This is a genomic window from Mesorhizobium sp. M0016, assembly GCF_040324035.1.
Taxonomy (GTDB): Bacteria; Pseudomonadota; Alphaproteobacteria; order Rhizobiales; family Rhizobiaceae; genus Mesorhizobium.
In genome coordinates this window covers 15,085-29,080 of the sequence record NZ_JAMYVM010000002.1, presented here as the reverse complement: position 1 = coordinate 29,080, position 13,996 = coordinate 15,085, and the positions used below count along the sequence as shown (strand labels likewise).

Below are 13,996 nucleotides of genomic sequence, written 5' to 3'. Positions count from 1 at the left end.
ACCTGAGTGAGGATGTTATGAGAGCCGTGCGCCTGGAAGCGGTGGGCAGCATTGCGCTACGGGAGGTCGACAAGCCTGTTGCGGGACCGCAGGACGTTCTGGTGCGCGTCGAAGCCTGCGGCGTTTGCGGCACCGACCGTCACCTCCTCCACGGCGAATTCCCTTCGAGCCCGCCGGTGACGCTTGGTCACGAATTCTGCGGCATCGTCGAGGCTGTCGGCGACGCGGTTTCCGGCATCGCCATCGGTGACCGTGTTACCGGCGATCCCAACATCTTCTGCGGACGCTGCAGTCATTGCCGAGCCGGCCGCGTCAATCTGTGCAGCAATCTCAGGGCCATCGGCATCCATCGCGACGGCGGCTTCGCCGACTACGTCGTGATGCCGCAGAGCCAGGCCTTTCTTCTGCCTGCGAACCTCAAGCCAACGCATGGCGCCTTCTGCGAGCCGCTGGCCTGCTGCCTGCACGCTGTCGACCTCGCCGGAATCAGACCCGGCGCTGCCGGGTGGTGCTTGGTGGCGGCGTCATCGGCCTGCTTACCGTGCAATTGGCGAGGCTCGCAGGAGCGGCGACCATCATCCTGTCGACGCGGCAGGCCTCCCGCCGTGCGCTCGCCGAAGAGCTCGGTGCAACGGCGACGGTCGACCCAAACGCGGTCGACCCGATCGAGGCGATCGCCGGCCCAACCGGCCTTGTGCCCGGCGGGGCCGACGTGGTGCTCGAATGCGCCGGTGTCCCCGATACCGTCGAACAATCGATGCGGCTGGCGAAGTCCGGCGGCACGGTGGTGATCGTCGGCGTGATGCCGCAAGGCGTGAAAGTGCCCTTCGAACCGTTCGACATCCTGTTTCGCGAACTGAAGGTTCTCGGCTCGTTCATCAACCCCTTCACCCACAGGCGGGCGGCGGACCTTGTCGCGTCCGGGGCAATCGAGATCGACAAGCTCATCTCCAGACAGGTCGGCCTGGACGGAGCCCCCTCGGTTATCTCCAACCCGGCCGCCCCCGGCGAGGTCAAGGTGTTGGTGGTGCCGGGCAGGGAATGAAGGGCAGCCTCAATCCTGCGACGTTGGCGATTGGCGAAACGACGATGACCGCGTCCCTCTCCCCGTCACTATACGGGGAGAGGATGCCGGCAGGCAGGTGAGGTGCAGCGTCAACGCTTGGAAAGATAAGCTATAATTTCGGGGCGGCTACCAAGCCCAAGGCGATCAATCGCCGAAGTTTGCGCCGCCCCTCATCCACCTGCCGGGACCTTCTCCCCGTATAGTGACGGGGAGAAGGGACAGATCCCAGCCTACAGTTTGCCGTTGCGCTGCTGGACCATCATGAAGGTGTCGTAATTGTACTCGGCCACCTGCGCCCACAGATAGTGCTCCTTGCGGAAGCCCTTGATCGAGTCCCAGATCTTCTTGAACGGTGCGTTGGTGGCTTCCATTTCGGTGTAGACCTCATTGGCCTTCTCGAAACAGGCGGCCATGATGTCCTGGCTGAACGGGCGCAATTTCGCGCCGCCGGCCACCAGCCGCTTGACTGCTGCAGGATTGAGGTAGTCGTATTTCTGCAGCATGTTGGCGTCCGCCGCGTGCGCGGCCGTGTGCACCAGCGACTTGTAGGCCGGCGAAAGCTCTTCGTACTTCGCCTTGTTGAACAGGAGATGGACGGTCGGGCCGCCTTCCCACCAGCCGGGATAGTAGTAATAGGGCGCGACCTTGTAGAAGCCGAGCTTCTCGTCGTCATAGGGGCCGACCCATTCGGCGGCGTCGATCGTGCCTTTTTCCAGCGCCGGATAGATGTCGCCACCGGCGATCTGCTGCGGTACGACGCCGAGCTTCGAGACCACTTTGCCGGCAAAGCCGCCGATGCGCATCTTGAGGCCGGAGAGATCGGCGACGGTGTTGATCTCCTTGCGGAACCAGCCGCCCATCTGCACGCCGGTGTTGCCGCCGGGCAGGCCGAACAGGCCTTGCGTGGCGAGAAACTCGTTGAACAGGTCGATGCCGCCGCCATGATAGTGCCAGGCATTCATGCCGCGCGCGTTGAGCGAGAACGGCACCGCCGCACCGAGCGCCCATGTCGGGTCCTTGCCCCAATAATAGTATGACACCGTGTGGCAGGCCTCGACGGTGCCGGCCGTGGTGGCGTCGGCGGCCTGCAGGCCGGGTACGAGTTCGCCGGAGGCGAAGACCTGGACCTGGAAATTGCCGTCCGTCGCCTCAGACAGCATCTTGGAGAAGACTTCGGCGCCGCCATAGATCGTATCGAGTGACTTGGGGAAAGATGACGCCAGCCGCCACGTCACTTTAGGATTGGACTGGGCGATTGCCGGTGCGGCTAGCGTCGCGGCAGCCGCCGCTGCGCCCACGCCGGTGACCCCGGCCTTGCGGATGAATGAACGACGATCCATGCAGAACCTCCCTTTTGGACCAACAAACCGACATCAGGGACGTCTCCTCACGCCCGGTATCGATTTGCCGAAACAATACACGGGCAAGGGGTCGAGTCCAGCATGGCAGCGGGATTTGACGGCGGCGCTGGCGACAAATCCGCGGGCCGGCCGGCCAGCCTGCAACTATAGTCTAACGTTCGCCGCGTGGCCCATGCGAGATGGCGAAACTTGCCATGGAAAAGCGCCTTCGGATCGCCTATTTTGCAGGCACAATAGATAATTCGCTTCGCTCCAGATGGAATCCGGACCCAAATGCACCAGCCGCTCGTCGCCATATCCACCGACGTCCGTCAGTTCGACAACTACACTTGGCATGCCGTCCCGCAGCAATATATCGAGGCAGCACTTTCCGGCGCCGGCGTGTTCCCGCTTTTGGTGCCGTCCTTCGGCGACCGGCTCGATTTCGACGAGCTGTTGTCCTCGGTCGATGGTGTCATGGTCACCGGCTCAAAGTCCAACGTGCATCCCTCGCTCTATGGCGGCGACGCCAGCGAGGCCAACGGCCCCTACGACCCGGCGCGCGATTCCACCACGCTGCCGTTGATCTGCAAGGCGATCGAGCGCGGCGTGCCGCTGCTTGCCATCTGCCGCGGCATCCAGGAGTTGAACGTGGCGCTAGGCGGCACGCTTGGCACCGAGATCCAGGAGCGCGAAGGTTCGCTGGACCATCGCGCGCCGGTGAGCGACAATCAGGACGAACGTTTCGCCATTCACCAGACCATTTCGATCAAGCCGGGCAGTTGCCTGGCCGGTGTATTCGGCGCCGGCGACATCAAGGTCAACTCGCTGCACCGCCAAGGCATCGACCGGCTCGGCTCGAAGCTGCAGGTCGAGGCGGTTGCCGGCGACGGCACGGTCGAGGCCGTTTCGGTGAAGGACGCCCGCGCCTTCGCCGTCGGCGTGCAATGGCACCCCGAATACTGGGTCAAGTCGGACGGCAACTCGGCCAAGATCTTCCGCGCCTTCGGCGATGCGGTGCGGCTGCATGCGGCGGCGAAGGCCGGTGCACGGGCGGCGGCGGAATAAATCCCGACGATCAATTGCCGGCGGATTGATCCAGTTCGCCGGTTGTCGCCAGCGAAAGCAGCGGCGTGGCCGGAGCGTAGGATTCGTAGCCGTCGCCATCCGCAACCGAGAAGGTGACGATCGGGTCGGTGCCGTCGGCGCTGAACGCGATTGTGCCGTCCTCGCCCTCTCGCCAGAATTTTGCCCGCTCGATCCCCGGCAGCAACCCGCGGCAACTCGGCGCCACGGTCAACAGCGACAGGCCATCGTCAATCGCGGCGCCGCGGCTAACCGCGCAGTCGCCTTCGTCGCCATTGGCGACCAGCCTGAAGGTGGTTGCCGGCCTTGCTTCATTGGTCGAACTTTCACTACTGCCGCCGTGAAACAGCTGAAAGCCGGCGAAAAGTGCCGCTGCCGCAATCAATGCCGGAAGTTTCGTCATCCTGCACTCCGCGCCCCCCGGGGCAGATGCACAATGATTCCAAAGCGTTAAGCCGACGTTAACGAGTGTGGCAGAGAGCCGCTCAGCTTCGTGGCTTGACTTGCGCCGTCTCAGGCACCGGGGTCAGTGGCCGGCGCTCGCTGAACCAGGATACCAGATTGTCGACGCACAGATCCGCCATGGCGCGGCGCGTGTGGTGCGAGGCCGAGCCGACATGGGGCAAAAGCGAGGTGTTGGGCGCCTTCAGCAAAGCCTTGGGCACATTCGGTTCATCGGCGAAAACATCGAGCCCGGCGGCGGCAATGGTGCCGTTGGCAAGCGCTGCGGCGAGGTCTGCCTCGTCGACCGTGCTGCCACGGCCGATGTTGACGAAAACGCCGTTGGCGCCAAGCGCCGCCAGGATTTCGGCATTGACCGCCTTCTCCGTGGAAGCGCCGCCCGGCACTACGGAAATCAGCGTATCGACCGCTTCGGCAAGGCCCTTCAGCGTCGGGTGGTATTCATAAGCCAGACCTTCGACCTTGCGCCTGTTGTGGTAGGCCACCGGCAGCCCGAACGCTTCCAGCCGGCGCGCAATGGCAAGGCCGATGCGGCCCATGCCGAAAATGCCGACATGCCGACCGCGCAAGGTCAGCCGGCTCAGGGGATAGTTGCCCTTCTTCACCCAACTGCCGTCGCGCAGCCATTTCTCGGCGTTGTAAAGTTCACGCACGGTGTTGAGCAAAAGGCCGATCGTGGTGTCGGCGACCTCCTCGGTCAAAACATCGGGGGTGTTGGTGACCATGATGTTTTTCTTGGCCGCATGGCCGGCATCGACCGAATCATAGCCGACGCCGAAGGAGGCGATGAGTTCGAGGTTGGGCAATGCATCCATCAATGCCGCATTGACGCCGGCAAAGGACGCAATGGCGCGCACGTCATGGCGCATCTCGTCGGTGACCAGGGCGGGATCGGCGCGCTCTATCTTGACCCGCTTGAAGGTGCGGTCGATGCGCTCGACCGCATGGTCGTTGAAATGTCCCGGCACCAGAACGGCGACGGTCTGCAACGCATCAGTCTTGGTCATGCACGCTCCACCGGCTTGCCGGTCGACTGGCGCACATGCAGTTCCGGCTTGATCAGTTCCTGTGACGGCCGTACCGCCTGTCCGTTCAGCTTGTCGAGCAGCGCGCTGGCGGCACGGCGGCCAACCTCTCGCTGGCCATTCCAGACTGTGGTGAGCGCCGGTGTCGCGATTGCCGCCTCCTCGAGATCGTCATAGCCGGTGACCGATATGTCGGCGCCCGGCACCAGGCCGGCGCGGGCAATGCCGTTCATCAGCCCTATGGCGACGAGATCATTCCAGCAGCAGGCGGCGGTTGGCTTGTCTTTAAGCGCCAAAAACTGTCCAGCCGCCTCGAATCCGCCCTGCTTGGTGCGCGGCCCGGCAATGCGCCAGGACGGCCTGACTTCCAGCCCGGCGGCTTCCATGGCGTTGAGATAGCCCTGGTAGCGGTCGCGCCCGGTCGAGGTCTGGTCGGTGCCGCCGATCATGGCGATGCGCTTGTGCCCGAGCGAGATCAGGTGATTGGTGGCAAGTGCTGTGCCATAGGCATCGTCGCCGCGAAACACCGGCACGTCGGCGCCTTCCACGCTGCGTGCGATCAGCACCGCCGGCAGGCCGTTTTCTTCGGCCATGACGATGTCGGAAGCCGGCGTGCCGATGGCCGGCGACATGATGACGCCATCGGCGCCGAGCTGCAGCAGCGTGTCGATGAAGGTGCGCTGCTTTTCCAGCTGGTCGTAGTGGTTGGACAGGATAAAGGTCTGCCGGCTGCGATCGAGTTCGCTTTCGATGGAGCGCAGGATCTCGGCGAAGAACGGGTTCATGATGTCGTGCACGACGACGCCGACAATCCCCGAGCGCGAGGTGCGCAGTGAGGCGGCGCGGCGGTTGTAGATATACCCGATGGCCCGCGCATGCTCCTTGATGCGGTCACGCGTGGCGCCTGCGACCAGTGGACTGTCGCGCAAGGCGAGGGAGACCGTGGCCGTGGAGACGCCAAGCGCATCCGCGATCGTCGAAAGCTTGATCTTTTGTGCCAGCCCTTCGCTCCCCGTTTTTTAAATTTTTTAAATGCGGCGTTATGCCATCGGATTCGGAGCAAATCAAAGTTTTTTCGCCAGCGCCTCCGCTTCGACATCGACGGTCGTGCGATTGCGCAGCCGCAAACGGTGCTCGCGATGGATGATGTAAAGGCCGCTGGCGACGATGATCGCAGCACCCACCAGCGTCCAGCGGTCGGGGAACTGGTGGAAGATGATCCAGCCGGACAGGATCATCCAGACCATCTGCGAATACGGGTAAGGCGCCAGCGCCGTGGTGGTCGCCAGTCGGTAGGCCTGCACCAGAAGCCAGTGGCCGCCGGCGCCAAACACGCCCAGCATCACCAGGATGACCCAATGCCAGCCATCCTGCGGCAGCTGATGCGAGAACGGCAGCATCGGCAAAAGGAGCACGGCCGGCGCCAGCGCCGAAAACAGGATCAGGCTTTCCGAGCTTTCGCTGGCCGACATGCGGCGCGTCATGATGACGTAAAAACAGTTCGACAGCATGGAGCCGAGCGCGAAGAGGTGGCCGAGACCGAACACGCCGACGCCCGGCCTTGTGATGACGAGCACGCCGACAAAACCCGTCAGGATCGCCAGCCAGCGCCGCCAGCCGGCCCATTCACCAAGCAGCGGTCCGGCAAGGGCGGTGATCACCATCGGCCCGAAGAAGTAGATCGAGGTGGTCTCGGCCAGTTGAAGCGTTTTGAGCGCCATGACGTTGCACATCGTCGAGCCGAACAACAGACCGCCGCGCAGGATGTGGGCCGGCAAATTGTTGGCGCGGAAGCGCGACGGCTCGCGCCAGCCGCGCAGGAAGACGCCGACAAGCAGGACATGGACGGTGAAGCGGGCCCAGGCGACGATCAGCGCCGAGACGCCGGCCAGGACCAGATATTTGCTCGATGTGTCGAGAAAGGTGAAAAAGACATAGGTGGAAAGCATGAACAGCATCGCGGCGGGCGGCGTTGCGCTTTCGTCTGATTTTGCGGGAACGTTCAATGTCAGGCCGGGCAGGGAGGAGCAACGCTTAACCTTTGCGGCAATCGCCTGCGCCCGGCAAGCCAAAAGCGACTGGCACAACAGGCGTCTGAGACAGGTTCAGCGCAGGCCAATCCGATGCCCAATCCGATGCCAGCTAAGGCGCCTTGCGTTCCGCTGCGACGTTCTGACATCCCGGTGCTTTGCCGTCGGATGCCATTTGCGCCTGGAGATGAAGCCACAACGCCTCGGCGACGGGTCCATGCGGTCGGTCGCGCCGGCGCACCGCCGCCAAGATCTCCGTCCGGCCGGGCAGATGTGCACCAGCGATCGAGATCAGCCTCCTATCCCGCAGTTCGTCCTCGATCAGCCATGCCGGCAGATGGCCCCAGGCCAGTCCGTGAAGGATCAGTTCCTTCTTCATCAGATGATCCGGCGCCGAGCACTGATGCGCACCGTCGATGAGGAAATAGCTCTCCGGCGATGGCCGCCGCGCCGTGTCGCGGATCACGCACTGGGTGAAGGGCCGCATCTGCTCCGGCGCAATCTCGCGGCCAGGCGCGAACGGAAGGAACCCAGGCGCCACCACCGGCACGAGGGGCACCGCGCAGAGATCGATCCGCTCGAGATGCGGATCGGAAGGATCCGCGCGATGGAAGATGAGGTCAGCCGAGCCTTCCATCAACCGTTCGAGCGGACCGCCGACCGCCTCGTACTCCAGGTGCAGGCGTGTCCCGGTGCGTTCGGCAAAGAAGCCGCTGAGCATACGCAGGATTTGCGGTCGCGGGCAGAGATCACCCATGACGACACGCAGGACCGTCTCCTCGCCGCTCGCCAACTGGCCCGCATAGGTTCGCAGATGGTCGAGCTCGCGCAATGTCAGCTGCGCTCGCGCGTGAAACTCGCGGCCCGCCTCCGTCAGCCCCACCCGATATCCGCTGCGGTCGAGAAGTGTGAGCCCGAGCAACTGCTCGAGGCGTGCGACAGCGGCGAAGACGGATGGATGCGATCGGTTCAAGGCAAGGGCGGCCGCCTGGAAGCTGCCCTCGCTTGCCACGGCGTCAAAGCACCGTAGGTCGTGGAGTTTCAGACCATTCATTATCGTAAAACCTACTGAGATCGTCCAATCATAGTAATTTTCCTGGATAATTACGAGGCCTAGGGTGGCTCATTCAGAGGGCGGCGGGAGCATCGAACTCCTTTCGCCAGGGTGAGATGAGGACCAGATGACTGACACGCTTTATTTTACGACGGGCGACGGCTGCCGGATCGCCTATCAGCTGGCGGGGGCCGGCCCTGTGCTTGTGCTCTCGAATTCCATTGCGACGAACCTGCATATGTGGGACCGGCAGCTAGCGGAACTTGCCGGATCTTTCCGGGTGCTGCGCTATGATCTGCGCGGCCACGGCAGTTCCGATGCTCCGGCCGGAGCCTATTCGCTCGATCGGCTGGGCCGCGACGTCCTTGAGCTGCTGGATGCGCTTCAGATCGCCCGCGTGCATTTCTGCGGGCTGTCGCTGGGCGGCTTCGTAGGGCAGTGGCTGGGTATCCATGCCCCGGACCGCATCGAGCGTCTCAGCCTTTCCAACACCTCGCCACATCTCGGGCCGGCTTCTTACTTTGACGAGCAGATCCGTACTGTCCTTGCTGCGAGCAACATGTCGGCCGCCGCGGACATGTTCATGCACAACTGGTTTCCCGCCTCGATGCTTGCCGGCCCAAACGAAACCGTCGACGCGTTCCGCGCGATGGTCCTGGCGACGCCGCCCCAAGGTCTCGCGGGATGCTTCGCCGCCGTACGCGATTGCGATCTGCGCCGGACTGTCTCCCTCATTACCGCCCCCACCCTGGTGATCGGTGGAGAAGACGACAAGGTAACGCTGGCAAGCCACAGCGAGGCGATCGCAGCCAGCATCCCCGGCGCCACGCTTACACTGCTTCCGGGCGTCCATATGCTGAACGTCGAGCGGCCGACTGAATTCATGAGCGCCGTTACACGCTTCCTGCTGAATTAGGCGTGCATGCGGGCGCCCTTGGTGATCTTGTCGACGAGTTTCTTGTCGGCACGCAGCGCGATGCCGACGATCTTGGCGTCCTCAGGGCCGAACTCGGCGAAGACGGCGCGGTTGGCCGCATCGAAGCCGGTGGCAAACATCTCCTCGACATAGGCTGACGCCGTCACGCCCCGCTCCAGCGCCTTCCGGTGGATGGAGTTGAGCGTCGGCCCATCGGCCGAAAGCACGATGACCGGCTGGATCGACAGAGGATTGTAAAGGTTGCCGGCGCGGTCGCGGTAGGGTTCGCCGATAATGTCGGGGAATTGCGCGACGACGCCGCTGGTCAGGAAGGCGGCGACGTTGAGCTTTTGCCAGACGGCGAGATTGTCCCGCAGCACGATTGCAAATTTCGTATCGAACACCAAAATGAGGACTCCGGAGCACGCCCATGAAGGGCAGGGATAGGTGATGACGCACGATCTAGACGGTGAGGCGACACAGGGTCTTGGACGTTCGTGCGCGGATGAAGACCGGATCGTCTCGGCGCCAGGCGGCACCGGCATCGAGCGCATCGAGGCGCATTTCCATGGCAACGCCTTCGACCTGCACCGTCATGATACACTTGCCGTCGGCGTGACGCTTTCCGGTGTGCAGCGCTTCCACTACAGGGGCACTGTCAACCACAGCCTGCCCGGCCAGGTTATCGTGCTGCATCCCGACGAAGTGCACGATGGCGGCGCCGGGACCGAGGATGGTCTGCGCTACCGGATCCTCTATCTGGAACCCTCACTGCTGCTCGACTGCCTCGACGGCGCGCCGCTGCCTTTCGTCAGGGATGCTGTGGTCAGCGATCCTGCCTTGCGTGGCACGCTGCTTTCGGCCCTGTCGCCGCTCGATGAGGAACTGGACGAGCTGTTCGTCGCCGATTTCGTTGCGGAGCTGGCGCAGCAGCTGGGGCGTCATGCGGGACAGAAAGCAAAGCCGATGGGGAAGTCGGCCTCGCGTGCGGCAGCGCTGGCGCGCGGCTATCTCGAGGAGAATGCCGAGCGGTCCGTTCGTTCCGATGAGCTGGAAGCCGTCACCGGGCTCGACCGCTATGCGCTGTCACGCCATTTTCGCGCGACCTATTCCACCAGCCCGCATCGGTTCCTGCTGATGCGCCGGCTGCAAAAGGCAAGACGGATGATCGAGGTGGGCGAGCCGCTGGCCGAGATTGCCGTTGGCGCCGGCTTCAGCGACCAGAGCCATTTCAACAGGCATTTCAAGAAAGCATTCGGCCTGACGCCCGGCCGCTGGTCGACCCTGGTGCGCGGGCCTTCGGTAGCCGCCTAGGTCAGGAAGATCAATCGTCGATGTCGCCATCGTCGTCGACAAGCACCAGCTCCTCGTTCGACAAATTGGCCTCGATGCGGGCGAGCAGCTTGAACAGCGTCTTCTGTTCTTTCTTGTCGAGGCCCTTCAACGCCTGCTTCTCGGTCTTCTTCACCGACTTCTCGATGGCGTGGATGATCTCGCGGCCGGTGTCGGTGAGAAAGATATGCGCCTGGCGTGCATCCGCGGAAGAGGCGCGCTTTTCCAAAAAGCCCTGGGCCTGCAGCCGGTTGATGGTCTTGGTGATGGTCGGCGGGCGAACGCCGAGGCGGCCGGCGAGATTGCCGGGCGTCTGGCCGTCCTCGCGGTCGAGCGTCAGCATGATCTGGTCCTGGCCGGCATAGAAGCCGTGCGCCAGAAGCCGCGCCGCCAGCGCGGTCCTTGCCAGCCTTGCCGCCGAATGCAGCCGGCTCATCGTTGCAGTCTTGTCCGCCTTGGCCATGGTGATCCCTCTTCGGCCGTACCGGTGCGTGCAGCATAGACGCAGCCGGCCGTTTGGCAATCGACGATCAAAAAGATTCCGGCTTTTGAAACAGCTTTGCCGGCAAGCATTTGTGGTGCTCGAAATGGTGATGCCAGATGTTTATTTCAGTTAGATGACAAACGAGTTTCCGCCAAGGCGATTGTAACGGTTTGACGCGGCGCGGCTTAGCACAGGTCAACGAAGAGGCGTTTCCGGCAACACGTTGATGGTCGGCATCCCTCGCACTCGGCCTCTCGGGTCTACCCATCCGCTTCGTCAATCCTGGGTCAAACACCCAGGCGGTTTGCCTCGTGCAAAAGGCCGGCACACATCCTATATCAGGCCAACAATCCCTTCTTGCGGCCCGCAATTCCGTGGCCCAGCCATTTCGAGGCAAGATATGAGCGAAGCACAGACGCAAATCCCCGTGACCGTTCTCACCGGCTATCTCGGCGCCGGCAAGACGACGCTGCTCAACCGCATCCTGTCGGAAAACCATGGCAAGCGTTATGCCGTCATCGTCAATGAATTCGGCGAGATCGGCATCGACAATGATTTGATCGTGGAATCCGACGAGGAAATCTACGAGATGAACAATGGCTGCGTCTGCTGCACGGTGCGCGGCGACCTGATCCGCGTCGTCGAAGGCTTGATGCGCCGTCCCGGCCGCTTCGACGCCATCGTCGTCGAGACCACCGGCCTCGCCGATCCTGTGCCGGTGGCGCAGACCTTCTTCATGGACGACGACGTGCGCTCCAAGACCAAACTCGACGCTGTCGTGGCCCTGGTCGACGCCAAGCACCTGCCGCTCAGGTTGAAGGATTCCAAGGAAGCCGAGGACCAGATCGCCTTCGCCGATGTTGTCGTGCTGAACAAGACCGATCTGGTGACGCCCGAAGAGCTGGCCAAGGTCGAAGCCACCATCCGCGCCATCAACCCGGCGGCCAGGATCCACCGCACGACGCGCGCCGGCGTGGCGCTGTCGGAAGTGCTCGACCGCGGCGCCTTCGACCTGTCGCGCGCATTGGAAAACGATCCGCATTTTCTCGAGGCGCACGATCATGATCACGACCACCATGATCACGACCACGATCACCACGACCATGATCACGACCATCATCATCACGATCACGCGCATCCCTCCGACATCCATGACGTGACCGTGCAGTCGGTGTCGCTGCGCGGCGGCGAGATGGACCCGAAGAAATTCTTCCCGTGGATCGAGAAGATCACTCAGATGGAAGGTCCCAACATCCTGCGGCTGAAAGGCATCATCGCGCTCAAGGGCGACGACGAGCGCTATGTCATCCAAGGCGTGCACATGATCATCGAAGGCGACCACCAGCGCGCCTGGAAAGACGGCGAAAAGCATGAGAGCCGGCTGGTGTTCATCGGCCGCGAGCTTGACGCCGAACGGCTGAAGAAGAGCTTTGACGCCTGCCAGGCGGCTTGATTTCCGGACTCTATGGCGCTAGCGCTGCCCGCTCTTCCTTCTCCCCTTGTGGGAGTAGGTGGCCTCGCGAAGCGAGGTCGGATGAGGGGTGCTCCAGCTCGGCACCGACGGCGATCCGTCCAACACCCCTCATCCGTCTCGGCGCTGCGCGCCGATCCACCTTCTCCCACAAAGGGGAAGGTTGACGCCAGGCCTGGCCGCCTCAATGGCTTCCCGGGAGTGGTGACAGCTTCATTGGAATGGTCCTGATGCCCACAGTTGCTCCCCTCGACCTGGAAGGTCACTGCCTTGCCGCCGTCTTCCTCGACAACGTGCCGCATTTTGCGCTGGCCGATGGGACAGTTCATAGGCTCGACAACGGCCACAAGGCAATTCAGGCCAATGACGGCCTGCTCTCCACGTTCCATGACGCCGCCAACGACCGCCTGATCACCGGCGGCGAGGACGGCAAGATTTTTGCTGTCACCGCAGGTGGCACCGTCGGCGAATTGGCGAGCGCCGGCAAGAAGTGGATCACCAGCGTCGCCGCCGGGCCGCAAGGCGCTATCGCCTATGCCACAGGCAAGACTGCGTTCGTGCGCTTTGCCGACGGCAAGACCAAAGAGTTTGCCCATCCGCGTTCGGTCGAGGGGCTGGCCTTCTCCCCCAAGGGCATACGCTTCGGCGTCGCCCGCTACAATGGCGCGACGCTGCATTTCCCGGCCGCCGAGGGCAAGCCGGTGGAGCTGGAATGGGCCGGTGCCCATACCGGCGTCACCTTCTCGCCGGATGGCGCCTTCCTCGTCACCACCATGCAGGAAAACGCGCTGCATGGCTGGAAGCTCGCCGACGGCAAGCACATGCGCATGACCGGCTATCCCGGCAAGGTCAAAAGCCTGTCGTGGAGCGTGAAGGGCAAATGGCTGGCGAGTTCCGGCGCGCCGGCGGCGATCGTCTGGCCGTTTTCGGGCAAGGACGGCCCGATGGGCAAGGCGCCGCTGGAGCTCGGCACGCGCGGCAACGCCATGGTGACATCGGTTGCCTGCCATCCGAGCCAGGATGTCGTCGCCGTCGGCTATGATGACGGCATGGTCATGGCGGTGCGCTTTACCGATGCCAAAGAGGTGCTGTTGCGCCGCCCGGGCAAGGGCGCCATCACCGCGATGATGTGGGATAAGGAAGAGCGCCGGGTCGCCTTCGGCAGTGCCGCCGGCGACTGCGGCGTCATCGATATCTCGGCGTGACCTATTCGGCTCCGCACGACACCTTGCCGGTCAATTCTTTCGGCTTGCCGTCCTGTTCCGTGTCGGCGGCGTTGTCGTAGACGGCAAGCGTGTACCGGCCGTCATAGACGCCCTCGTCACTGGTCTTGGTCAGGATCGTCAGTTCGACAGAGTTGAATTTATCTCCGAGCTGATGCTCGTGGTAGACGTTCAGCCGCAACTCCTTGTCGTCCAGCCAGTACTGGGTGAGGTCGGAATCCTCGAAGACGGTCTTGCGCAGACTGTCGCCTTCCGGCCGGCCAAGTATCTCGAGATCGCCGCGAAAATTGAAGGTCGGGCCGCCCATACCTCTGGTGACCCCGGCGCCGACCTCGAATTGCACCGCTTTGTCATCGACGGAACACCAGACGCCGCCCGATGCGGAAGCCGCAGCGGCCGACAAGAGTAGCGCAATAGCGCAGATGATCGTCCGCATTTTTCTCCCCAAACCACAGACCCGATCGCATTGGCGCCCGACTGCGCCGGAAGGTCAAGTCTGCCGAACTT

General features: G+C 63.2%; 14 protein-coding genes and 1 pseudogene. 6 read left to right on the top strand and 9 right to left on the bottom strand.

From position 1 onward, the window contains the following. Nucleotides 1-17: 17 nt before the first annotated feature. Nucleotides 18-1,045 (top strand): annotated as a pseudogene (locus NKJ88_RS02930) (zinc-dependent alcohol dehydrogenase family protein). Between the two features lie 251 nt (nt 1,046-1,296). On the opposite strand, the gene NKJ88_RS02925 reads toward NKJ88_RS02930, so the two are convergent. Beyond that, nucleotides 1,297-2,406 (bottom strand): TRAP transporter substrate-binding protein, encoded by a 1,110-nt coding sequence (locus NKJ88_RS02925; RefSeq protein ID WP_023725935.1) that lies wholly within the window; start codon nt 2,404-2,406, stop codon nt 1,297-1,299. A 294-nt stretch (nt 2,407-2,700) separates the two neighbouring features. Here NKJ88_RS02925 and NKJ88_RS02920 point away from each other — a divergent pair, with 294 nt between their 5' ends. After that, nucleotides 2,701-3,474 (top strand): gamma-glutamyl-gamma-aminobutyrate hydrolase family protein, encoded by a 774-nt coding sequence (locus tag NKJ88_RS02920; RefSeq protein ID WP_023725934.1) that lies wholly within the window; start codon nt 2,701-2,703, stop codon nt 3,472-3,474. 10 nt (nt 3,475-3,484) lie between these two features. Here NKJ88_RS02920 and NKJ88_RS02915 read toward each other — a convergent pair whose 3' ends face one another. From NKJ88_RS02915 to NKJ88_RS02895, 5 genes are all read right to left on the bottom strand, one after another. Further along, a complete protein-coding gene (locus NKJ88_RS02915) occupies nt 3,485-3,895 on the bottom strand; it encodes a hypothetical protein (RefSeq protein WP_352443551.1) in 411 nt (136 codons plus the stop codon). Between the two features lie 82 nt (nt 3,896-3,977). Continuing rightward, nucleotides 3,978-4,961 carry a 2-hydroxyacid dehydrogenase gene (locus NKJ88_RS02910; RefSeq protein WP_023822071.1) on the bottom strand — a complete coding sequence of 328 codons (984 nt, stop codon included), beginning with the start codon at nt 4,959-4,961 and terminating at the stop codon, nt 3,978-3,980. After that, nucleotides 4,958-5,980: a LacI family DNA-binding transcriptional regulator gene (locus tag NKJ88_RS02905; protein WP_023671355.1), complete on the bottom strand. Its 1,023-nt coding sequence runs from the start codon at nt 5,978-5,980 to the stop codon at nt 4,958-4,960. The genes NKJ88_RS02910 and NKJ88_RS02905 overlap by 4 nt, the downstream gene beginning before the upstream one ends. 63 nt (nt 5,981-6,043) lie before the next feature. Further along, a complete protein-coding gene (locus NKJ88_RS02900) occupies nt 6,044-6,928 on the bottom strand; it encodes a DMT family transporter (protein WP_032902466.1) in 885 nt (294 codons plus the stop codon). A gap of 193 nt (nt 6,929-7,121) precedes the next feature. Further along, nucleotides 7,122-8,063: a LysR family transcriptional regulator gene (locus NKJ88_RS02895; protein ID WP_023822072.1), complete on the bottom strand. Its 942-nt coding sequence runs from the start codon at nt 8,061-8,063 to the stop codon at nt 7,122-7,124. 127 nt (nt 8,064-8,190) lie between these two features. Between NKJ88_RS02895 and NKJ88_RS02890 the strand changes: the two genes are divergently transcribed. Beyond that, entirely contained in the window at nt 8,191-8,979 is a 789-nt protein-coding gene (locus NKJ88_RS02890; RefSeq protein WP_023755787.1) for an alpha/beta fold hydrolase, read from the top strand. Here NKJ88_RS02890 and NKJ88_RS02885 read toward each other — a convergent pair. Beyond that, entirely contained in the window at nt 8,976-9,383 is a 408-nt protein-coding gene (locus NKJ88_RS02885) for a DUF2000 family protein (RefSeq protein ID WP_023822073.1), read from the bottom strand. The two genes, NKJ88_RS02890 and NKJ88_RS02885, sit on opposite strands and share 4 nt — an antisense overlap. A 46-nt stretch (nt 9,384-9,429) precedes the next feature. Here NKJ88_RS02885 and NKJ88_RS02880 point away from each other — a divergent pair, with 46 nt between their 5' ends. Continuing rightward, nucleotides 9,430-10,293 carry an AraC family transcriptional regulator gene (locus tag NKJ88_RS02880; RefSeq protein WP_023822074.1) on the top strand — a complete coding sequence of 288 codons (864 nt, stop codon included), beginning with the start codon at nt 9,430-9,432 and terminating at the stop codon, nt 10,291-10,293. Nucleotides 10,294-10,303: 10 nt separating this feature from the next. Here NKJ88_RS02880 and NKJ88_RS02875 read toward each other — a convergent pair whose 3' ends face one another. Beyond that, nucleotides 10,304-10,774, bottom strand: a complete 471-nt coding sequence (locus tag NKJ88_RS02875; protein WP_023671361.1) for a MarR family winged helix-turn-helix transcriptional regulator — start codon at nt 10,772-10,774, stop codon at nt 10,304-10,306. A gap of 421 nt (nt 10,775-11,195) precedes the next feature. Between NKJ88_RS02875 and NKJ88_RS02870 the strand changes: the two genes are divergently transcribed. Together NKJ88_RS02870 and NKJ88_RS02865 are read left to right on the top strand one after the other, a co-directional pair. Continuing rightward, nucleotides 11,196-12,248, top strand: a complete 1,053-nt coding sequence (locus NKJ88_RS02870) for a CobW family GTP-binding protein (RefSeq protein ID WP_023689243.1) — start codon at nt 11,196-11,198, stop codon at nt 12,246-12,248. Nucleotides 12,249-12,496: 248 nt separating this feature from the next. Further along, the gene (locus tag NKJ88_RS02865; RefSeq protein WP_023689246.1) at nt 12,497-13,471 is read left to right on the top strand and encodes a WD40 repeat domain-containing protein; all 975 of its coding nucleotides are present in this window, start codon (nt 12,497-12,499) and stop codon (nt 13,469-13,471) included. Between the two features lies 1 nt (nt 13,472). On the opposite strand, the gene NKJ88_RS02860 is transcribed toward NKJ88_RS02865, so the two are convergent. Further along, nucleotides 13,473-13,925, bottom strand: coding sequence for a hypothetical protein (locus NKJ88_RS02860; protein WP_023683507.1), 453 nt, complete (start codon nt 13,923-13,925; stop codon nt 13,473-13,475). Between the last annotated feature and the right edge of the window lie 71 nt (nt 13,926-13,996).

Bases quoted from the DNA above. Each gene is read 5' to 3' on its own strand.
- NKJ88_RS02890 (WP_023755787.1), top strand. From the start codon at position 8,191: ATGACTGACACGCTTTATTTTACGACGGGCGACGGCTGCCGGATCGCC.
- NKJ88_RS02860 (WP_023683507.1), bottom strand. From the start codon at position 13,925: ATGCGGACGATCATCTGCGCTATTGCGCTACTCTTGTCGGCCGCTGCG.
- NKJ88_RS02900 (WP_032902466.1), bottom strand. From the start codon at position 6,928: ATGCTTTCCACCTATGTCTTTTTCACCTTTCTCGACACATCGAGCAAA.
- NKJ88_RS02895 (WP_023822072.1), bottom strand. From the start codon at position 8,063: ATGAATGGTCTGAAACTCCACGACCTACGGTGCTTTGACGCCGTGGCA.
- NKJ88_RS02875 (WP_023671361.1), bottom strand. From the start codon at position 10,774: ATGGCCAAGGCGGACAAGACTGCAACGATGAGCCGGCTGCATTCGGCG.
- NKJ88_RS02920 (WP_023725934.1), top strand. From the start codon at position 2,701: ATGCACCAGCCGCTCGTCGCCATATCCACCGACGTCCGTCAGTTCGAC.
- NKJ88_RS02925 (WP_023725935.1), bottom strand. From the start codon at position 2,406: ATGGATCGTCGTTCATTCATCCGCAAGGCCGGGGTCACCGGCGTGGGC.
- NKJ88_RS02870 (WP_023689243.1), top strand. From the start codon at position 11,196: ATGAGCGAAGCACAGACGCAAATCCCCGTGACCGTTCTCACCGGCTAT.
- NKJ88_RS02865 (WP_023689246.1), top strand. From the start codon at position 12,497: ATGCCCACAGTTGCTCCCCTCGACCTGGAAGGTCACTGCCTTGCCGCC.
- NKJ88_RS02915 (WP_352443551.1), bottom strand. From the start codon at position 3,895: ATGACGAAACTTCCGGCATTGATTGCGGCAGCGGCACTTTTCGCCGGC.
- NKJ88_RS02880 (WP_023822074.1), top strand. From the start codon at position 9,430: ATGACGCACGATCTAGACGGTGAGGCGACACAGGGTCTTGGACGTTCG.
- NKJ88_RS02910 (WP_023822071.1), bottom strand. From the start codon at position 4,961: ATGACCAAGACTGATGCGTTGCAGACCGTCGCCGTTCTGGTGCCGGGA.